This is a genomic window from uncultured Polaribacter sp. (genome assembly GCF_947497695.1).
In the GTDB taxonomy this organism is placed as follows: domain Bacteria; phylum Bacteroidota; class Bacteroidia; order Flavobacteriales; family Flavobacteriaceae; genus Polaribacter.
The window spans coordinates 21,843-45,930 of record NZ_CANMHM010000014.1; the positions used below are offsets into that span (position 1 = coordinate 21,843).

Genomic DNA, 24,088 nt, shown 5'->3' on the forward strand with positions numbered 1-24,088 from the left:
TTTTACAGAAACTATATTAACAGAGATGCTTTTTTAAACTAATTTGTTGTAATTAAAACTTTTGGTTACACTATTTCAGATTTTTAGTTTAATGATTTATCATAATTTTATACAACTTAAAACAAGTTGACAATATGATAGATTATATAATGTTAGATCTTAATTCTAGTGTCCCAAAATACATACAGATTATTGATTGTATAGTTAATAATATTAGTAAAGGTCAATTTAAAATAGGAGATAAAATGCCCTCAATGTCTAAATTGAGTAAAGAGTTTTATATTTCTAAAGATACTGTAGAGAGAGCTTATAGGGTTTTAAAAAAACGAAGAATCATTATTACCATCCAAGGAAAAGGGACTTATATTGCAGAGACTAGAGCAATTTCAAAACCTAAAATTCTTTTTTTAGTCAATAAGTTAAGTCCTTATAAAATAAAAGTATACAATTCATTTTTAGAACAACTAGAAGATAGTTCAATAGTAGATATACATAGTTATCATTGTGATGAAACATTGTTTCTAGAATTAATGAAAAAATATGAGTCATCTTACGACTATTACGTAATAATGCCACATTTTAGAACCAAAAACTTATTACATGTTAGTACAACAGACAAAGTAACTGAAGTTATAAAAAAAATACCTAAAGAAAATTTAGTTTTATTAGATAACAGTGATCATAAAATAGAGGGTGATTTTAATGAAGTTTATCAAGATTATAAAAATGATGTTATTGATGCATTAAATAAAGGGAATAAAAGTATTGCTAAATACAATACAATAACAATTGTATATCCTAAGACCTCTTTTTATCCTTATCCAAAAAGTATTTTAGAAGGTTTTAAACAATATTGTGCCCAAAATAGTTTTAAATTTAAAATTATTGAGGAGGTAACTCTACAAACCTCAATAGCACCTAAAAACTTGTTTATTACATTGGTAGATAACGATTTGGTTAAAATTGTAAATAAAATAAAAAGCAGTAAATACAAATTAGGAAAAGATATTGGGGTAATTTCATACAATGATAGTCCTTTAAAACAACTATTAGGAATTACTGTTATAAGCACAAATTTCTCTTCTATGGGAAAAGAAGCTGCAAGAATGATTTTTGAAAAGAAAAAAGAAAAGGTTCAAATTCCCGTTAACTTTATCAATCGAGAATCGTTATAAATAAAAATTTTTTAAATTAAACTAATTAGTAAATACAATCTTAAAAAGAGACTTCCTTTTTTTTATAAATAATAGTATCAATTAAAATGTATTTTTTACCTTAGAGGATATATTTTTTATTTTTAGATATAATTAGTTTTTAATGAAGCAGAAACAATTTTTATTATTATTTATATTTGTTACAAACTTATTATCTGCTCAGGTAAATAATTTTAATTTTAGAAGTATTAATATTTCTGACGGACTTTCCAACAACACAATTACATCAATAAAAGAAGATAAATTTGGGCAAATATGGTTTGGAACAAGTAATGGATTAAATAAATATAATGGACAAGAGTTTACTATATACAGAAATGTTCCAAGAGATAAATATAGCATAAGCAATAGTGGCGTTTCTGATATCTTAGTTGATAAACAAGGATATATCTGGGCAGGAACTTTTAACGGTTTAAATAGATTTAACCCAAAGACTAATACCTTTAAAAGGTATTATAAGAGGCCTTCAAACAAAAATTCTCTAACAAATAGTTTTATAATTTGCAGCTTAGAAATGCCAAAAGGTAATATTTGGTTTGGAACTTCAAATGGTGTTTCTATTTATAATGAAAAGAAAGATACCTTTAAAAGGTTTTTACAAGGGGATTCACAAAATGGAATAAGATCTATATATGATATTTATCGCGATAAAAAACACAGAATTTGGCTAGCTACTAATAATGGTATTGTAAAAGTTGATAGGGACAAGAATAAAAAATTTGTAGTTAAAGAATATAAAAAAGATTCTAGTAGAACAGATTTTATTATTAATAATATTTTAGATGTATCATCTAACATTATTGGTCTTGGTACCAAATACAATGGCTATTTGTATTTTAATACCGATACTGAAAAGTTTATGCGTCCTAAAGAAATAAATATACCCCAAAATTTAGATATCAGGGACCTTCAATTTGATAATGATAAAAATTTATGGATCGCCACAACAAGTGGTCTTTTTATTGTAAACCCAGAAAATAGAACAACTTATATCAAAGAAAATAATGTAGGTAATTATAATACAACCCAAAACTTTATAAGAAACATTTACAAAGATAAAAAAGGGTTTATTTGGTTAGGCACTCAAAATGGAGGGGTAATTACTTGGGATAAATCTTATCAAAACTTTTTACATTTTAACAATAAAAAAGTATACAATAATATTACAAACAGTATTGTTGCAGATAAAAATGGGAATATTTTCTTTGCAACAGAAGCAGGTATTATTAGCATGTTAGATAAAAAAGGGAATGTTTCTGAAATATTTAAAATAGTAAGTTCAGAAAAAAATATCAACTACCCAATTAAATCGTTATACTATAATAATGCTAACAATTTATTGTTTATAGGTACACAAAACAAAGGGCTTATTGTTTATGATGTAAAAACTAAAAAAACTCGTGAAGATCTTATATCTAATGATTTGCAAGCTTTAATAGGTAACTCTCTAATATATGATATTAAAAAAGATTCTAAAAATAATTTACATATTGGTACTTTTAGTAAAGGATTGATTCGTTACAATTGCGAAACAAAAAGAATTAGAACTTTTACAAAAAATAAAATAACTACAAACATTGTAAAGAGTATTTTTATTGATGATAATGACGATTTGTTAATAGGAGGTTTGGGTGGTGTTTCCGTAATAAAAATTGATAAAAATGGAGATGCTATAACAAAAAAATACTTTAAAAAAAGGCCTTTAATAACGTATAATATTAGTGTTGTAATAAAGGATGCTAATGACGTAATTTGGGCAGGAACTACCACAAGAGGTTTATATCGTATTGAAGGGGATAGCTACAAGCCTATTACTTTCCCTGATAGAAATAAGTTTTCTACAGTTAATTCAATCTTAGAAGGTGAAAAAGGAATTTTATGGCTAAGCACAGATATTGGTATTGTACAATACAACACTGTATCAAAAAAGAGTTTTACTTATGATCATAATAATATTATTGCAAATAATACTTTTAGAGAAAATGCTGGTTTAAAAATTGGGAATCAGTTTTATTTTGGAGACTTATATGGTGTTACAACTTTTAATCCTAAAAAGATTGTTAAAAGTAAAGTTGTTCCTAAAGTTATTTTATCTGAATTAAAAATAAAAAATGAAATTGTAAACATAGATAAAGAGAATGGAATTTTATCTAAAAGTTTAAATTATACAAAAGAATTAGATCTAGATTATTATAATTCTAATTTTTCTATTAGTTACGCATTGCCAAATTATATAAATTCTAAAGGAAATAAATATGCCTATCGTTTAAAGGGTTTAGACAATTCTTGGACCTTTACAAAACAAACAGAAGCTTTTTTTACCTTACAAAGTGCAGGTTCTTATACATTTCAAGTAAAAGCTGCCAACCATGAAAATGTTTGGAATAATACACCAACTAATATAAAAATAAGAATTCATCCTGCGCCTTGGAAAACATGGTGGGCTTATGCTTTTTATCTCTTTATATTTCTTGGAATAGTTTACGGTTTTATGTGGTTTTTTCAATCAAAATCTAGATTAAAAAATAAGTTAGAATTAGAATATATTGCCAATAAAAAGAACGAAGAATTAAATAAAACAAAACTTCAATTTTTTACTAATATCTCTCACGAGTTTAGAACTCCCTTAACCCTTATTGTAGCTCCACTTCAAAATATTTTATCAAATTATACAGGTTCTAGCGAAGTTTATAAAAAATTAAAAATTATAGAAAGTAGTACCAATCATCTCTTAAGATTAATTAACAGATTAATGGATTTTAGAAAGTTAGAAAATAATCAATTTCAGTTAAAAGCTGCAGAAGGCAATATTGTTAAGTTTTTACAAGAAATTTTTCTATCGTTTACAGAACATGCTAAAGATGGTAATTATAAGTATCAATTTAGCTCTTCAGAAGAAGAAATTTTGGTGTATTATGATCGATATAAATTAGAACGTGTATTTTATAATTTGATTTCAAACGCATTTAGATACACAAAAAAAGGAGGTGCTATTTTTGTAAAAGTAAAACAAGAAAATAAACAAGTAATTATAGAGGTAGAAGATACAGGAGTTGGAATTTCAGATGAATTTATAGATAAAATATTCGATAGATTTTTTGAAGTAGCAGTTCATAACCAAACAGATGTAAATCATTTAAAAGGCACAGGTATTGGATTGTCTATTGCTAAAAACATCGTAAAATTACATCATGGAGATATTTCTGCTGTAAACATAAAACCCAATGGTGCAAAGTTTTCTGTAGCGCTTAAATTGGGCAAGCAACATCTTTTAGATAAAGAAATTATCAAAGATTTTAAAAAAAGTGATGATGTTTCTCAATACGTAACACAAATAGATTTATCTGAATATGATAGCAAACCAGACTATAAAGAGTTAACATTAGAAGAAAAAAAATATACCATATTGATTGTTGAAGATAATTTGGTTTTAAGGTCTTTTATCAAAGAAATTTTAAAAGAAAAATACAATGTTTTGTTGGCAGAAAATGGCGAAGTAGCTTTAAAAATGGCTATTAAGCACCTACCAGATTTAATAATTAGCGATGTTGTAATGCCAAAAATGGTAGGTACAGAGTTATGTTCTAAAATAAAAACTACATTAGCAACTAGTCATATACCAGTAATTTTATTAACATCTAGAACCTCTTTAATTTACAAGTTTGAAGGTTTAGAAAGTGGTGCAGATGATTATATTACAAAGCCTTTTATTTTACAAGAATTTAAATTAAAAATTAAGAATATCTTACTTTCAAAACAAAATTTAAAAGATAAATTTATTTCAGATAGTAGTTATAAATCTCTAGATGTTTCTTTAACTTCATTAGATCAAAAATTACTAGAAAAAGCATTTAAAATTGTGAAAGACAATATCTCGAATCAGGATTTTAATATTGCTCAATTTTCGGAAGATTTAGGTGTTAGTCGCTCTATGTTGTTTACCAAAATAAAAGCTTGGGCAGATGCTACACCAAACGATTTTATTCAAGAAATAAGGTTGAATCATGCTTCAAAATTACTAGAACTTAATAAACTTAACGTTTCTGAAGTGAGTTATAAAGTGGGTTTTAAAAGACCGAAATATTTTAGTCAATGCTTCAAGAAAAAATACGGGTTAACACCAACAGAATTTTCTGAAAAATTTACCACTAACTTGTAAGAATTCTTATTTATAACTTATTCTATTATAAATAAAATCAAATATTTTCATATCCTGACAGTACAGGATTATTTTTTAGTTTAAAAAAGTTATGTTTGATTTTTCTGTTCATAAACAAAAAAATCAAATGAATAAACTACTATTAACCTTTTTTTTACTAGCATACACAGTTATATTTAATGCTCAAAGAATAGAGACTAACTTCAATAACAATTGGAATTTCATTCCAGAAGATAACCCATCATTTTCAAAAGAAATTTATGACGTTTCATCTTGGAAAAATTTAAACGTTCCACACGATTGGTCTTTTGAAAAAGGTGTTAGAAAAGGTGGAGATCAAGGTCAAGGTGGTGGTTATCATGATGGTGGAATTGGCTGGTACAGAAAGCAATTCAATATAAAAAAAGAAAGTCTTTCAAAAATCACTTACATCAATTTTGATGGGGTGTATATGAATAGTGAAGTTTGGGTAAATGGCAATCATTTAGGAAAACGACCTTATGGATATATTAGTTTTAAATATGATATTTCTAAATATTTAAAAGAAGGGAAAAATACAATTGCAGTTAGAGTTGATAATAGTCTAGAGCCTTCAGCAAGATGGTATCATCCTTGTGGAATTTACGCGCAAGTAAAATTAATAGAAGTAAATCCTACACATTTTAAACCCAATTCTATTTTTATAAAAACACCAACTATTTCAAAAGAAAAAGCAAAGGTTACTATTGATGCAAAAATCAACGGAAAAATAAAGGATTTAAAATATGAAGTAAAATTATTTTCTTCGGATGGAAAAGAAATCACTAAAAAATGTGAGAAACTAAAAACAGCAAACCCAACTTATCAATTTGAGGTAAAAAACCCACAATTATGGAGTCCAGAAACACCTGTTTTATACAAAGTTGTCACTCAAATTTTAGAGGGTAAAAAAGTAATTGATGAAATTGAAACTCGATTTGGTTTCAAAACTGTAAAATGGGAAACTAAAACAGGATTTTGGTTAAATGGAGAAAACGTAAAATTAAAAGGTGTTTGCGAACATTGGGAAGGTGGCCCAGTTGGAGGTGCTTGGACAAAGCCTTTATTACGTTGGAAATTACAATCTTTAAAAGATATGGGCATCAATGCCATTCGTCCTTCTCACAACCCAACGCCACCAATGTTTTATGATATTTGTGATGAAATTGGCTTGTTGGTCATGGATGAAATTTTTGATGGTTGGCACAAAAAAGCACCACAAGATTACGGTAAACAAGCGTTTGATGTATGGTGGCAACGTGATGTTACAGAATGGATTACCAGAGATAGAAATCACGCTAGTATTTTTGTCTGGAGTTTAGGAAACGAAACGCACAGTCCAATTGGTCCAGAATTGGTAAAATTCGGTAAAAAAATAGATCCAACACGTTTATTTACTTCAGGCGCAGGAAATCCAGAAGATATGGATATACTGGGTGTAAATGGAGGTTCTGAAACCAAAAGCTTTATAGATGGTATGAATGGAAAAACATTAGAAAAAGCCTTTATTTCCACAGAAGCGCCACATACTTGGCAAACTCGTGGATATTACAGAACACAAACTTGGTGGAGAGACAATGAATTACCAGGAACGTATGAATTGCCAAATCTAACCGAAAAAGAAATCTTTTTTTACGAAGGCATCAACCCAAAAAATTGGAGAAACAGAAAACAAAGTTTCAATTCGTCTTATGACAATGCTACAGTAAGAGTTTCTGCAAGAAAATATTGGGAAGTAATGCGTGATAATCCTTGGCACAGTGGTCATTTTAGATGGACAGGTTTTGATTATTATGGAGAAGCAGGTTTGGTTCACGGAGGTTTACCTTTCAATTTATTTATGGGAGGAGCTTTAGATGTAGCAGGTTTTAAGAAAGATTTATTTTACTTTTATAAAAGTCAGTGGACAAAAAAACCAATGATTCATATGTTGCCACATTGGTCGCATCCAAGAATGAAAAAAGGAACGGTTATTCCTGTTTGGGTATATTCTAATGCAGATGAAGTAGAACTATTTCTAAACGGAAAATCACTAGGAAAAGACAAACCAGGAACCATTTGGAACCAGATGCAATGTGAGTGGATGGTACCTTACCAAGAAGGAAAATTAGAAGCAGTTGCTTATATTGATGGAAAGGAAGTCAAAAGAACGTCTTTTGCAACCAGTAAACAACCTTCAAAATTAAAAACAAGCATTCAAAAATTAGACGCAGAAGATAGTTTTACAACAAGTTATATTATTACTTCAGAAAGTTTAGATGAAAATAACAATCTGTATCCTTATGGAGAAAATAAAGTCTATTATAACATTATTGGTGATGTAAAAACCATTTCTATGGAGAATGGGAATCCTATTGATCCAACAAGTAGAACAAAATCAGATTTTAGAGCCTTGTTTTTCGGTAAAAACAGATTGTTTTTAAGAGCGTTGCCCAATGCTAAAAAAGCATCAATTATTACAGCATCAATTTTAGGAGATAAAGCACTTTTTACATCAAAAAAAATAACTATTGATGCAAAACAAATTTCGGTTTTAGGGAATTCAAATTTTAACGAATTAACTATTTTATATGCTACAAATGGAGAAAATCCAGAAACCAATGGAATAACATATAAAAACGCTTTTGAAGTTTCAGAGGGGACTATTGTAAAAGCAATTGTAAAACAAAATGACAAAATCGTTTTAAGATTGGAAGAAAAATTCGGTAAAGACGAAGGTTTATTTTGGGGCGATGCAAACTCTAAAGATATGTGGATTGGTAGAGGTGTAAATATTTCTGCAGAAGAAGGTATTTTAAAAGGAAGTGCAACAGCCAGTACAAAAGCAAGACGCTTTAAAGGTTCTGGTTTTGTAGATTTTAAAGGCGGAGAAGGTTCTGTAGAATTTTATCAAGAAAATGATGGAGAAGGGGGCGATTATAGCATTCGTTTTAGATATATGCACAACAATGTAGGGAAATTACATCCTTTAAAATTATATGTAAATGATGAATATATTAGAACCCTAGAATTTAAAGCCACAGGTGGCTGGGAGAAGTCTTGGAAATTTGTACCAACCATTATTCGTTTAAAAGCAGGTGCAAATAGCATCCGTTTGGAAACTACAGGACAAAGCGGGCCTTTTATAGATGAGTTGTTTATTGATTAAATTTTAATGATTTGTCAGTTCAAGAGATTCCAATTTTTTTATTGAGATGGTATCGAGAATTAATTCATAAAAAAGTATAATGAAAAATCGTTTTATATTTTATCTACAACTAGTTTTGATGCTTTTAGTAAGTGTTTCTAGTTGTACGAATGCTCAAAATAAGGCTAAAAACGATAATTATTTGCTTCAAAAAGCAGATTCATTATTAACGGTAAAACCATTTTCAGTAGTTAATAAAACAGGGTTGCCACCTAGTAAAAACAAACATGATTACATGAGTATTGGGCCTTATTGGTGGCCAAATCCAAATACAGCCAACGGTTTGCCTTACATTAGAAAAGATGGAGAAATAAACCCAGAAACACGAAATAATTTTACAGATTATGTAGAAAAAAACAATTTTATTTCTGCTGTAAAAACATTAAGTAAAGCCTACCAGACAAGTAATAAAAAGAAATACGCTACTAAAAATTTAGCATTGATTAAAGCTTGGTTTTTAGATGATGAGACGAAAATGAATCCGAATGTGAATTTTGGACAATACATTCCAGGAAAATCAGAAGGAAGATGTTTTGGAATTATTGAGTTTGGGGGAATTACAGCAGTTTTGCAATTTTTAGATGTAGCCAAGGCAAATAATTTACTCGATAAAAAAACCGAACAAGGAATGTATGATTGGTTTCTGGAATATAGCAATTGGTTACAAAACAGCAAACTAGGCAAAGAAGAAGCCACAAGAAAAAATAATCACGCAACACATTACGATGTACAATTGCTAACTATTTTAATGTACCTAAATAAAGTTGATGAGGTTAAAAACTATTTATCAACAACCACAAAAGCAAGAATTTTTAGTCAAATAGAACCCGATGGAAGTCAACCACTAGAACTAGCAAGAACCAAATCATTTTCGTATTCCGTTATGAATTTACACGGATTTTTAGAATTGGCAGAATTGGGTCAAAAAGTGGGCTTAGACTTATGGAACGTCACTTCAAAAGACGGCAGAAGTATAAAAAAAGGCTATGAATTTATGTTGCCTTATATAACCAACAAAAAAAAGTGGGAATACAAACAAATTAAAAGTAAAAAACACCCAGAAGATAAATTAATAGCCGATTTAAAAAAGGCTCGTCAATTATTTAAAGAAGATAATTTTGATGAAGCATTAGCTATGATAAACCAAAGAAATACACTGAAACATTAATCTATTTTAAAAAAAAAAATAGGAAATAATCTACTTATGAAGTTACAAAGAAACTTTCTTTTTTTAATGTTGCTCATCACCATTGGTTGTAATAAATTCAATGATAAAAAAGAAGTAACGGTTTCTTATCCACAAAACTTACATGAGTTTCACAAGAATGTATGGACTTATTATACAAATAAAAATGTAGAAGATGCAAAAATAGAAGATTTGTTGGCTGATTTAGCACAAAATGGTGCATTTACTACAATTGATTATACCAACAAAATTAGAAGCAATTGGCCGGTGAAAGAGCATTTGCAAAATGTGCAAGATTTAGCCATTAATTATAACAATACATCTTCTAAATATTATCAAAATAAAAAGCTTTCAGAACAGATTCATACAAGTTTAAATTACTGGTTAGACAACGATTTTTTAAGCACCAATTGGCACGATCAACAAATTGGTGTTCCAGAATTGTTGTTACCAACGTTGTTTTTAATGGAAAACGAATTGACCAAAAAACAGCTAAATAAAGCCGAAGTTTTACTGCAACGTGCCAAAATAAAAATGTCTGGGCAAAATAAAGTTTGGTTGTCTACCAATGTATTGTTGCGTTCTTTATTGTTTCGAAAATCAGATTCTGTGGCCCTTGCCAGTACAGCCATTCAAAGCGAATTAAAAATTGCAAAAAGAGTGGGCGTAAAATCAGATTGGTCGTATCACGAACATGGTGCACAATTGCAATTTGGTAATTATGGCTTGTCGTATTTAGAAGATATGATTAAAACCTATACGTTCTTAGGCAATACACCTTTTCAATTTCAAAAAGATAAGATTAAGTTTTTAAGAAACATCATTTTAGAAGGTCAGCAATGGATATTGTACAATAATAGTTACGATACAAATGCCTGTGGAAGACAGCTTTTTCCTAATGAGCAAATTAACAAAGCGAATCGTTTAAAAGCCTGTATTCAAAAAATGAAGGTTTTAGATGAAGAATTTACAGAGGCTTTTAATGATGCTCTAAACTCTAAAAAATTATCAGTAAATAAGCATTTTTGGAAATCAGATTTTCAGGTGCATAGAAGGAAAGACTTTTATTTTTCGGTTAAAATGAGTTCAAAGCGTGTGGTAGGAACTGAATCTGTAAACAAAGAAAACGTACAAGGCTATTATATGGGCGATGGTGTTGCTCTTTTATCTACAAACGGAAAAGAATACGAAAATGTGTTTCCTTTTTGGGACTGGAAAAAATTGCCTGGAACAACAATAATTCAAGATAAAAAACCACTTCCAATCATCAAGTTTAAAGAATTTAAAACCAACAGCACTTTTGTTGGTGGCGTTAGTAATGGCAAAAACGGAATTGCTGTAATGGATTACAATAGAGACGGATTAAAAGCCAAAAAATCGTGGTTTTTAATTGATGATACAATTGTATGTTTAGGCAGTGGTATTTCAGCAAATACAAATTATCCTGTAACTACAGCTGTCAATCAATCTTTTTTAAAAGGCAACGTTGTTGTAGGTAAAAATGATGCAATACAAACCAACTTAAGAAAAGGAAACGCAATACAACCCAATTGGATTTTACACGATAATATTGGATACCTATTTCCAAAAGAAGGAAACATCAATTTTTCTACAAACATTTTAGAAGGCAGTTGGAATAAGGTGGCAAAACGTTACAGACCAGTATTATTAACAGAACATATTTTTAAGTTATGGATCAATCACGGTACACAACCAAGAGATAAAAGTTATAATTACCTACTTGTGCCAAATGCAACTCAAGATAAAATGTTGCGTTTGCAAAAAAATAATCCATTTAAAATTATCAACACAAAACAACAACAGTCTGTAGAAAGTTTAGATAAAAAACAAGCAGGAATTGTTTTTTACAAAGCAGGAACATCAAAAATTAAATGCGGCATTACTGTAGACAAACCTTGTGTGGTTTTAATAGAAGAAAAACCAAATCAATTAATGTTGGCAGTAAGTGATCCTTCACAGCAACTAAAAAATATTAACGTCACAATTCAGGGAAAATATATTGTAGAAAACAGCAATTATAACAAGGGAAAAACACAATTTACAGTCAATTTACCTCAAGGAGAATATGCTGGTAAAACTGTAGAATTAACATTAGAGAAAATTTAGTGAAGGAATGAAAAAAATAATAGTATTTGTAGTCTGTTTTGTATTCATTTTATTTTCGTGTAAGAATGAAAATACAAATACCAATTCAGCAAAAGAAATCAATTTAAAAGCAGGTTTTCAAAATCCACCACAAGAAAGCAAACCTAGAACTTGGTATCACATTAATAGTGGAAATGCTTCCAAAGAAGGTTTTACAAAAGATTTAAAAGCCATAAAAGAAGCAGGTATTGGTGGCGTATTGGTGTTTAATGTTTCTATGGGTTTGCCAGAAGGCGATGTAAAATACAACTCGCAAGAACATCGAGATGTTTTAGCACATGCTGCTAAAGAATGCGAAAAACTAGGATTAAGTTTTGGTGTGCATAATTGTGATGGTTGGACCTCTAGTGGAGGACCTTGGGTAACTCCAGAAAACGCAATGAAAGTTGTGGTGAATAGCCAAGTAATTGCTAAAGGAGGTAAAGAAATCAGCATAAAATTACCACAACCACCAGCAAGACATAATTTTTATAAAGACATTGCAGTTGTTGCGTATCCGTCTTTAGAAACAGAGTTAACAGACCATAGCGTAAATCCTGTAATTACATCGTCAGATAAAGCCTTTAATGTAGCTTTAGCAACTGACAAACAAACCAATACACACGCAGATTTAGGAGCAAAAAATTGGGTGCAATATGATTATGGAAAACCACATACAATTCAATCTATGTCTGTGTTTATTAACAAAAGAAAAGGACGCTTAAAATTGTTAAAATCAAATGATGGTGTCAACTTTACTTTGGCTCATAAACCCAATGAAGAACGTATTGGAAAAGACGAATGTTATTTTGAAGAACATTTTAAACCCACTACCGCACGTTATTTTAGAATAGTAACCGAATTAGATACAGGAATCTACGAAATGCAGCTTTCTGCCAACCATACTTTGGGCAATAAGTTAGAATTTACTTCTTATAGAAAACGTAGAAGACCTTTAGGAAATCCTGATGCAAATACCTACATCAAAAAAGAAAATATTATTGTTTTAACTGATAAAATGACGAGTAATGGTGATTTAAAAACAACATTACCAAAAGGAAACTGGACAATTATGCGTTTTGGATTCACAGCTTCAGGAGCAACAAATGAACCAGCTTCTGACGAAGGAACAGGATTAGAAGCTGATAAATTCAGTAAAAAAGCATTAAAAATTCATTATGATGCTTTTGTGGGTAAATTGGTAAAACAAGCAAAAATTGATGCACCAAATGCTTTACAATATGTAGAGATTGATAGTTATGAAGTTGGGCCACAAAACTGGACTGATGATTTGGAACAACTTTTTCAAGAAAGATTTGGGTACGATTTTACACCATTCTTATTGATGTATGCAGGAAAATCTATAGAAAATAACGAAACTATTGAAGCTGTTTTTTGGGATATGAAACAATTGATTAGCGATTTAATGGTCACTAATTACTTCGATTATTTTACAGAATTATGCCATGAAGATGGCTTAATTTCTTATGTAGAACCTTATGGATTTGTGGGCCCTTTTAATAGTTTAGATGCTGGTAGAAGTGCAGATATCCCAATGGGAGAGTTTTGGTTAGGAAAACCCAATAAACACAAACGTGCTGCAGTTTCTGCGGGGCATATTTATGGGAAAAACGTAATTTCTGCAGAGGCGTTTACAAGTACCAAACTCAATTGGGGTTTTCATCCTGCTTTAGCCAAACAAAAAGGCGATTACGAATGGACAAACGGAATTAACGAATATATGTTTCATCGTTTTGCGCATCAATCTAACACACACGTAAAACCAGGAATGAGTATGAGTTTTGTGGGTTCACATATAGATCGTACGCAAACTTGGTGGGACAATGCAGGTCCTGAATGGTTCAACTATTTGGCTAGAGGTTCTTATATGTTACGTCAAGGAGATCCTGTTTTAGATGTGTTGGTTTTTGTGGGCGATAGAGCTCCAAGTCACGTTATTCACGCCAATCAAATGCGACCTAAATTACCTGCAGCGTACAAATACGATTGTGTGAATTCTGATGTAATTATCAACCGTTTAAAAGTAGAAAACGGAAAATTAAAATTACCAAATGGAATTACCTATAATGCGTTGTCTTTACAGAGAAACGATATCATCAATTTAGAAACTTTAAAAGGTATTCATAAACTTTCACAACAAGGGGCTTTAATTGTGGGTAAAAAGCCTAAAAAATTAGGAGGATATTTAGTTACTAAAGAAATGCAAACCGAATTTGATACTTTGGTAAATGAAATTTGGTCGAGTAAAAAAACGTATAACACTGGTAAATGGGAAGAAATTTTTGAGGCAAATAACATTCAAAAAGATTTGATTGTTGAAGGACAACCCGATTTTAATTTCTATCACAGAAGTACTGAAAAAGAAGATATTTACTTTGTGTACAATCACAACCTTACAGAACCAGAAACCTTAAACTGTAGCTTTTTAGTAGAAGGAAAAGTACCTGAACTTTGGAGTGCAGAAACAGGAGAAATTACCAAATTAGTGGAGTACACCACTAAAAACGGAAGAACAGATATTGCTATTAAAATGAATCCACAAGAATCGGTTTTTGTAGTGTTTAAAGATGTAAAAAAGGAACAACCTAAAGTTAGTTATGAGGAATCTAATACGTTGCCAAAACCATCATTTGGTTTAGATAAAGACAATAATTTAGAAGTTGAAGTTTATGAAAACGGAAATTACAATGCAATTGTAAATGATTCAGAAAATTGGAATATTAACGTCAACGATATTCCGAATTCTGTTGAAATAAAAGGCAATTGGACAATCAATTTTAGAGAACAAGACTTTTACAAAGCCAGCCTAAAAACAGATAAATTATTCGATTGGACAACACACGAAACTGAACAAATAAAACATTATTCAGGTACAGCAATTTATAAAACAACTTTCAACATCGAAAAAGGTTTATTGAAATCAGACCGACAATTTCAAATCAATTTAGGCGAAGTAAATGTGATTGCAAAAGTCATTTTAAACGGAAAAGAAATTGGTGTAAGTTGGTTAGCACCTCATCAATTAAATGTTACAAATGCTTTAAAAGAAGGCAAAAATTCTTTAGAAATTCAGGTAACCAATCAATGGACAAATCGCTTAATTGGTGATGAAAAATTACCAAACCAAACAGGATATAATGTAAAAAGAGGAAGTCCTGGTTTTGGAGATTCTGAATTTAGAGGCAAGTTTAAAAAAATGCCAAAGTGGTTTAGAGATAATCAACCACTTCCAGAAGGCCCAAGAAGTACATTTAGTGCCTATTCCTTTCAAAAAGCAACAGATAAATTATTGCCTTCTGGATTGTTAGGACCTGTCACTATTTCATCATCAAAAATTATTAAAAGAAAATAACCAATGAAAAATATAGCTGTTTTAATTCTATTGTCTCTTTGTTTTGGATGTAATCCTCAATCAGAAAAAGAAACACAAACTATAACTTTAGAAGAAGGCTTTAAAAATCCTCCAAACGAAGCCAAAGCCAGAACTTGGTGGCATTGGATTAGCGGAAATGTCTCTAAATCTGGAATTACAAAAGATTTAGAAGCGATGAAGGCAGTAGGAATTCAAGAAGCACAATTATTCAACGTGCATCTAGGTTTTTCAAAAGGCCCTGTTAAATATCTAAGCGAAGAATGGTTAGATTTATTCAAGTTTTCTGCGGAAGAAGCCAAACGTTTAGGTTTAGAAATGGCATTTCATAATAGTGCAGGTTGGTCGTCTTCTGGTGGTCCTTGGGTTACCGAAGAAAACGCGATGCAAACTGTCGTTTTTAGTGAACTCTTAATTTCAGGTGGAAAATCAATAAAAGAAACCTTACCAAAACCAAAAACCAAATTTGACTATTATAAAGACATTGCTGTTTTGGCATTTCCAAAACCAAAGGAGACAAAAAAAATAGATGGTTTAGATTATAAAATATTATCCGAACGTGTTCGTAATCATTTATTACCAGACACTAAAGATATTGCTAAAGCTTCAATAGTTTCAAAAGAAAAAGTTATCGATTTATCAGATAAGTTTTCCAATGATGGAGTTTTAGAGTGGAATGCTCCAAAAGGAGATTGGATTGTTTTAAGATTTGGACATACACCAATTGGTACAACAAATCGTCCTGCACCACCAGAAGCCAAAGGTTTAGAGGTTGATAAAATGAGTGAAACTGCGGTTGATGCCTATTGGAAAGGTGGAGTTCAGCCAATAATTGATAAACTTGGAGATTTAATAGGAACCACTGTAAACAATTGTTTGATTGATAGTTACGAAGTAGGTTCTCAAAATTGGACTGCTGGTTTAGAGCATCAATTTAAAGAACTAAGAGGTTATAATTTAACATCGTATTTACCAACTTTAGCAGGCTATTATGTAGAAAGTGGAGAAATTACAGAGCGTTTTCAGTGGGATTTTAGAAGAACTATTGGCGATTTAATAGCTGAAAACTATTATGGACATTTTGCAGAATTATGCCATAAAAACAAACTAAAATTTTCTGTAGAGCCTTATTGGGGACCTTTTGATAATATGCAAGTTGGCGCCAAAGGAGATATTGTTATGTGTGAGTTTTGGAGTGGTGGTTATCCGTTTTTTGACTCGTCAAAATTTGTGTCTTCTATTGCTCATTTAAACGGAAGTAGTATTGTTGGTGCAGAATCCTTTACAGGAATTGGTGGTTGGGACAAACACCCAGCAACTATAAAATCTATTGGCGATAAAGCTTGGGCAGAAGGCATTACACGTTTTATATTTCATTCGTACGTTCATCAACCTTGGGATATTGGACCAGGAATGGCGTTAAGTTATCACGGTTTCGATTTTAATCGTTTGAATACTTGGTGGAAGCAAAGCAAAAGCTATCTAGATTATATTGCCAAATCACAATTTTTATTACAACAAGGCACTAATGTAGCTGACGTTTTGGTGTTTACTGGAGATTCTTCTCCAAACACCGCTTTTTTATTACCAGAACTAAAAAAATCTGGTTATGATTATGATTTAATTGGAGCTAATAAACTAGCAGAATTATCTGTAAAAAATGGAAAAATCGTTACGAAATTTGGTGTAGCTTATGAAGTATTGCTTTTACCAGATAGTGATTGGATAACTGCTAAAACATTAAAAATAATAAAGGCTTTGGTTAAAGATGGAGCCAAAATTATTGGGAAAAGACCAAAAAAATCTCCAAGTTTAACCAATTATCCACAGAACGATGTTGTTATTAAAAATACTGCTAAAAAACTTTGGGATTCTAATTCGATTAAGGATGTTTCCATCCATCAATTTTTAGAGAAAAATAAACTTATACCAGATTTTTTAGTTGAAAAAGGCAGTAAAGACGACATTAGTTTTATTCACAGAAAAACAGCAGAAGCAGACATTTTTTTTATCGCCAATACAAAAAAAGAAAGTAGAGAAATTGTTGGAAGATTTCGAATAGAAGACAAACAATCTGAACTATGGAATGCAGAAACTGGCGAAATAAAAAAAGTAGCAGTTTGGAAAAATAATGAAGATGGAACCATAAGTATTCCTTTAAATTTAAAAAGTGAACAAGCTGTTTTTGTCATTTTTAAAAAAAATTCAGTAGATAAAAATTACATTGTTGAAGCTGATGTAAAATTAGAAAAACCAAAACCAACACCTTTATCAAACTTAAAAATAATCAAAGCAGAATTTGGTAATTTTTTACAAGAAGGATTGATAGATATTACAGATAAAGTAGTAAAAGTTGTAAAAAACGGAAAAGTAAATTTTAAAATGTCTAGGGCTTTTTGTGATTGTGATCCAGCAATGGGTTATGTAAAAGAGTTTAGAATGGAGTATCAAATTGGTGATAAAGTCGAACATATTCACGCAGAAGAAAGAGAGCTAGTTAGCATTGATGCTGGTAATCAACCACTCAAAATAATTTCTGCTGTGTTTGGGAAATTCAAAGCAGAAACCAAAGGAGTTCCTAAAAACTTTGAAGCTTTTGATGTTACTAAAAACATTCAAAAACAATTAGTTTCTGGGAATTTGAACATCAAAATTTCAGATGAATTGGTAAATGGCAAAACATTAAAAAATCCTGATAATTTTCTAAAAATTACATTTGAAACCGATGGAAACTTAAGAACAGCTATCATTCCTGAAGGCGAGTTTTTGAACTTAAACAGATCTGAACCTTCTTCAGAAATATACAAGGATAATGGTAATATTATTTGGAAAACACCTTTTTCTGGAAGTTTATCCTATAAAACTTCCTTAGGAAAATCAAAAAAAGTAGCTGTAAAAGTACCAGAATCTATGGTATTATCTGAAGATTGGCAGGTTACTTTTCCTTTAAAAAACGGAACATCAATTAAAAAGAATTATAGAACACTAACATCTTGGTCAGAAGCAAAAGAAGAAGAAATTCAATATTTTTCTGGAACTGCGATTTATGAAAAGGAATTTACGCTAACTAAACAACAATTATTAAAAGAATATGCTTATGAATTGGATTTAGGCAGTGTTTCAATAATTGCAGAAGTTTTTATTAATGATAAAAAAGTAAGCACTTTGTGGAAAGCACCTTTTAGGGTATCTATTGATGATTATGTAAAAGAAGGTAATAATAGATTAAAAATAAAAATCACAAATTTATGGGTAAACCGTTTAATTGGAGATGAACAACAACCTTTAGATTACAAAAGAAGAGGCACAAAAACCAAAGCCCTTCCTAGTTGGTTGTCAAATCCAGAATCTCGTGATTCTAAAAGACAAACCTTCTCCTCTTGGAAACATTGGAGTAAAAATGATGAATTAAAAATGTCAGGATTATTGGGACCTGTCAATATTAATGTGTTTAAATTTAAGATCTTAAAATAGATTTTTACATAAAAATTAGAAAGAATATATTAATTTTTTCCAACTCAATTTTCATTTTTAAGATGTTTAGCAGTGTATAATCAAACTTATTTAAACACAATGAATTAATTTTTTTGTCAGTAAACTTCAATCAAAATAAACCAACTAGAAAAACTTCCTTATAAGACAAAAGTTACATAAGTAAAATGAATAGATATTTTTGAAATGAGAAAAATGAAATGTCTAAAAATACTTTTTAAATAAGCAGGAGACTCAAGGATAGTTTGGTCAATTTGTCTTCTTAATTTTAAAGTCTTAACTATTATCAGTTATTTTTTGACAGACAAAATTCACAAATTGTTACAATAATAGACGTTAAATTAAATTTCATCAAATGAAAAAAATTGTATTCTTATTAATTCTAATACAAAGTTTTGTTGCAACATCACAATCTTTAGAACATCCAATTATTTGGACTACTGCTGCTGAAAAACCAGCAATTTTACAAAAAATTCAAAATTATGATTGGGCAAGTAACATTGTATCTCAAATAAGAGGGCTTGTAGATACTAAAGTAAATGCTCATATTTCCAATCCAGCAGCATTTTTAAATACTATTCCAGCATTAGCCGCAGACGATAACGTATCTGAAGCAAATGCAGGTTCTGCCATTTCAGGACATGCTTCAATTTTAAATCACGCATCATACGCAGCTATGATTTATTATCTTTCTGGAGAAGAGAAATATGCTCAATTTGCTGCAGATGTTTTATGGTATTATATAGAAGAACTTGCTCCAAGAACACCAGATAAGACTGCAATGAGCGGTAATTACTTTGCAGATCCTAGAACAGGCTATTTGCAATTTGCGATTGCATATGATTTTATGGTGAATTATTTAAAGAAACCAGAAACGAAAGTGTATCAAAAATCTTCAGATAATAAAATTCCTTTCGATAATGTAAAAGCTCAAAAAGCAGTACACAATATTGCAGTAAATGCTCTAGGAGAATTTACTGGTCAAGACACCAGATATGGCAAAGTAGTTAGTAATCACCCTATTTTAACTGCACCAGGTTCTTTATTTACCATACTTTGTGTAGAGGATGATGCTGAAAGAGAAAGATTGTTTACTATTTTTTGGGAAACAGGAACAAAACGTCAAAATTCTTTTACCAAAACTGTTTTACCAATATTTGGAGATCAAGGTATTTGGCCAGAGCCTATAAGCTATAGTTTTATGCCCAATGTAACTATGGTACTCAATATGGTAGATAGATTGAAGCCAGAATTGAACGTTTTGAACAATTACACAAAAATATTAGACGGAAATTTTCTATTTGATAATTTAAGGCATCCTAACAGGACTTTTGTACGATTTGGCGATTCTAAAAGATACAGTGATCAAACAAGAAAAATTTACAGATACACACACAATTTTGCATCAAGAAAGGGGTTAAGCGATTATGTTCAAAAAGCAGAAATAGCTTTAAGACAAGCATATGACGCTGTTGGAGGTTATACACCAAACATCAAAATAAGTACGTATGAAAACGTAGATGCTTTTGAACAATTGTTTTGGGCTACAGATATACCTAAAACTATAGCTGGAGAAATTGATTTTGAAAAACCAACTGTTATTATCAAACACGCAGGAGTCGCCTTGCAACGTAATTTAGTAAAAGAAAATAATGAAGATTATGGTCTTACTGGTATTATAGGAGGTGCACACTATGTGCATTCTCATGCTACAGGAATTACTATGGAATTGTATGGGGCTAATTATATTATGGCTCCTGGTGCAGGGTTACCCAAAACAGTTGCAGAAAGGAAATTACCAGAACACACAAATTATTTTTGGCGACATGCAGGAAATAATACAATGATTGTTAACGGGACTACGCACGGTATTCAACCCGGTTCTTGGAATTCAAATTCTTATTTATGGATGAACACCACCGTTAATGAAGCTGCAGAACCAAAACATTTGGAAGATCCTATTAACTCTAATTTTAGTTTTGCTACACAATTCTTAGACGATAAGGTTAATAATGACCAACAAAAAAGAACCTTAAGTACAATTAGAACCAGTAAAACCACAGGATATTATTTTGATATGTTTCGTTCAAAATCTTTGGGCGAAAATAATTTTCATGATTACATATATCATAATATAGGTGATGTAACGAATGTAATGACAATGGATGGAACAGAATTAGCGGTTTCTCCAACAACCAGGTATCAAAATGATATTGGCGATTTACAAAAATCTCCAGGTTGGCGATTTTTCGAAGATACCAACGTTACACAATCTACAGATGCAGCAATACAGGTTCGTTTCGATTTGAATGAGACCAACACGTATATGAATATGTTTGCTCCATCTGGAGTTTCTAGAGAATACACAAAAGCTTTAGGGCCTGCAACTCGTGAAGCTAAAGGAGGATACATAAATAAAAAAACACAAATACTTGCCATAAGACAAGAAGGAGAGGCTTGGGACAAACCGTATGTTCATATTTTTGAACCTTCTAAATCTATAAATACAAGTGTTAAATCTGTTGAGCATTTATATAGAGATAACGTTATTGTTGGAGCTAAAGTAGAGAGTCAAATAGGTGATAAGGTCATTGTAGATTATATCCTTACACAAGAAGATGCTACAAAAGTACTTAGTATTGCTAGTTTAGGCATCAACTTTACGGGTCACTTTGCAATTATACGACATGAACAAGATCTTGAAAAAGCGTTCATTACATTATACATTGGGGAAGGTAAAAGTTTGTCTTTTGGAGAACATTCGTTACAAGTAGGTAATGAAAATAAAGGGCAAAAAATTATTGAAGTAGCAGTTGATAATAGTAGAGTTCTTGGATTTAAAAATCTTGTGAATAATCAAGAATTTGCGAAAGGTGCAGATGTAACAGTTGAAGCATTGGTAGGTACAGATTTTACAGAAGCTACATTATATGTAAATAATACAAATGTCGGTAAAAAAACAGTAGCTCCATTTGTTTGGTCTTCTATACCTGAATTAACAAACCTAACAGAACTTAACTATGTACTTAAAATTGAAGCTAAAGATGCACAGGGTAATGTTGTAGAAAGGTCGTTAACCATTGTAACACCTAATCAATGGGCATATACTTCAGATAATCAACCACATTCTGTTCCAGGGAAAATAGAATTTGAACATTATGATAATGGTGGAATTGATATTGCGTATTGGGACAAGAAAAATCAAAATAGTTCATCATTTAGACCAAATGAAATGGTTGATATTAGTACTAATGGGCAAATTGTGAGAGATATAAAAAATGGAGAGTGGTTAGAATATACTATTGATGTTACCCACGCAGGAAATTACGAATTAGAGGTTACACATCAAACAAGAAGAAGTCCAGCATTTAAACAACTTACGGTTTCTTTTCCTGATGAAAATATAACATTTTTAAGTGATGTGATCTTAACCAATACTGGTACTGGTACATATTTAACAGAATCTATTGGAAGATTTGATATGGAAGCAGGACAGCATGTTCTAAGGTTTAGTATGTTAAATTTTGGTTTCGATTTAGATTCTTTTGAGTTAAAATTAAAAAGTCTTTCGGTATCAGAAATACAAAATGAAGATAAATTTAATCTAAATGTATTTCCTAATCCTACAAGTGATTCTTTTACAATAAAAGTGAATAAATCTAATTGGAAAAACGTAAGCATTTATAATGTTCTTGGTAGAAGAGTTTATACGAATAACAAGATTCAAAACGAATTAACGATTAATACTCAAGAATATAAAATGGCAAGTGGAATGTATTTTATTGTTGTTCAAGGCGAACAAGGAAATCAATTTACAAAAAAACTCATCGTAAAATAATGACAAGCAATGATTCATAAGCGTTATATTGTTTTATTTTTCTTAGTATTCATCCTATTGGGTTGTAAGTCAAATAAAAATGACTTACAAGGCAATGATGGAGAAAACCAAATGGTAGACTATTTTGCAGACAACGGTTTTGGAAATGCAGTTGCGATTGTGCAACATCCTTCTGGCGTTTATTACAAAGGGATTACCTACGTAGCTTACCAAGGAGCATTAGAAGATCCTTACGTAGCTTCCTATAATCATACGACTAAAGAATGGAAAGGTCCGTTTAAAGCTGGTGTTAGCCAAATGGGTAAAGACCCAAATCGAAAGAAAAAGATAGATAATCATGGCAAGCCTGCACTTCTTATTGATGATGCAGGTTATATTCATATCGCTTTTGGAGGTCATGGAGGAACTCCCTCAGATGGCAATAATCCTTTAGGAAATCATCATTATGGAAAAAACCTACATGCAGTTTCTAAAAAACCTTTAGATATTTCTGAGTGGGAAACACTAGATAATATTTCCATATTTGGTACATACAGCCAGTTTGTAAAAATGGATAATGGAGATATTTATTTGTTTTATCGTCATGGAGCGCATAGAAGTAATTGGGTGTATCAAAAGTCTACAGACAATGGTGTTACTTTCAACGAGCCAGTTTCCTTTTTAAAACACAAACGTCAGCAAAATATCGAAGCTGAAGATTCTTGGTATCCTTGGGTAAGTAAAGGAAATGGAGATGATATTATTGTAGCATTCGATTATCATATTTGTAGAGACAACAAAAATAGTCAAGATGCAAGAGGACACATTCCAGAAAGGCATAATTTGTATTATATGGTTTTTGATACAAAAAAAGATATCTGGAAAAATGTTAAAAATGAATCTTTAGAAATGCCTTTAACTAAAGAAATGGCAGACGAAAAAGCATTGGTAAATAAGATACCAAACGATTGGACTTTTCAGGCGATTGCAGATGTAGATCCTAATGGAAATCCGCAAGTTATTGTGCTAGTTGGGCCAGATATTGGTGCTAAAAGAAGCGGTCCAAAACGATTACAACATTATAGATGGAATGGACAAGAGTGGCTGCAAAGTAAGAATACTGATTTGCCTAGAGGAAATGGAGATTTGGAAGTAACATCAGCAAAAGAAGTTAGCATTTATTTAGAAAGTGAAACAAACAATGATGTTGGCGAAATAAGCAGATGGGATAGTTTTGATGGAGGAGCTTCTTTTAAAAAGAACAAAATTTTTTTAAGTAAAGAAAATTCAGGATTTGTAATATCTGCGCTTATTGATAACCCACATCCTGATGCTAGAATTATTGTTGGGCAAAAAGAAGAAGGCTCAGATTTTAGAAAAATGTATCTTGTAGGAGATAATGGACCCATAAAACGAAATAAAAAAGAAACTATACTTGAAAAACCATTAATAAAACAAACCAAAAAATAATAAATCGAA

9 protein-coding genes are annotated in these 24,088 nt (G+C 30.8%); all 9 read left to right on the forward strand.

The window, feature by feature from the left end:
- Window positions 1-134 precede the first annotated feature (134 nt).
- Window positions 135-1,175 (forward strand): GntR family transcriptional regulator, encoded by a 1,041-nt coding sequence (locus Q0731_RS11550; RefSeq protein ID WP_299064237.1) that lies wholly within the window; start codon window positions 135-137, stop codon window positions 1,173-1,175.
- 142 nt (window positions 1,176-1,317) lie between these two features.
- The gene (locus Q0731_RS11555; protein ID WP_299064239.1) at window positions 1,318-5,373 is read left to right on the forward strand and encodes a two-component regulator propeller domain-containing protein; all 4,056 of its coding nucleotides are present in this window, start codon (window positions 1,318-1,320) and stop codon (window positions 5,371-5,373) included.
- A 127-nt stretch (window positions 5,374-5,500) separates the two neighbouring features.
- Window positions 5,501-8,539, forward strand: a complete 3,039-nt coding sequence (locus Q0731_RS11560) for a sugar-binding domain-containing protein (RefSeq protein ID WP_299064241.1) — start codon at window positions 5,501-5,503, stop codon at window positions 8,537-8,539.
- Between the two features lie 118 nt (window positions 8,540-8,657).
- Window positions 8,658-9,746 carry an alginate lyase family protein gene (locus tag Q0731_RS11565; RefSeq protein WP_299064243.1) on the forward strand — a complete coding sequence of 363 codons (1,089 nt, stop codon included), beginning with the start codon at window positions 8,658-8,660 and terminating at the stop codon, window positions 9,744-9,746.
- 36 nt (window positions 9,747-9,782) lie between these two features.
- Window positions 9,783-11,891 carry a polysaccharide lyase 8 family protein gene (locus Q0731_RS11570; RefSeq protein ID WP_299064245.1) on the forward strand — a complete coding sequence of 703 codons (2,109 nt, stop codon included), beginning with the start codon at window positions 9,783-9,785 and terminating at the stop codon, window positions 11,889-11,891.
- 7 nt (window positions 11,892-11,898) lie between these two features.
- Complete coding sequence (locus Q0731_RS11575; protein ID WP_299064247.1) at window positions 11,899-15,282, forward strand: glycosyl hydrolase; 3,384 nt, start codon at window positions 11,899-11,901, stop codon at window positions 15,280-15,282.
- Between the two features lie 3 nt (window positions 15,283-15,285).
- Window positions 15,286-18,774 carry a glycosyl hydrolase gene (locus Q0731_RS11580; protein ID WP_299064248.1) on the forward strand — a complete coding sequence of 1,163 codons (3,489 nt, stop codon included), beginning with the start codon at window positions 15,286-15,288 and terminating at the stop codon, window positions 18,772-18,774.
- Window positions 18,775-19,147: 373 nt separating this feature from the next.
- Window positions 19,148-22,630 (forward strand): T9SS type A sorting domain-containing protein, encoded by a 3,483-nt coding sequence (locus Q0731_RS11585; protein ID WP_299064250.1) that lies wholly within the window; start codon window positions 19,148-19,150, stop codon window positions 22,628-22,630.
- Between the two features lie 9 nt (window positions 22,631-22,639).
- The gene (locus tag Q0731_RS11590; protein ID WP_299064252.1) at window positions 22,640-24,079 is read left to right on the forward strand and encodes a BNR-4 repeat-containing protein; all 1,440 of its coding nucleotides are present in this window, start codon (window positions 22,640-22,642) and stop codon (window positions 24,077-24,079) included.
- Window positions 24,080-24,088: the final 9 nt, after the last annotated feature.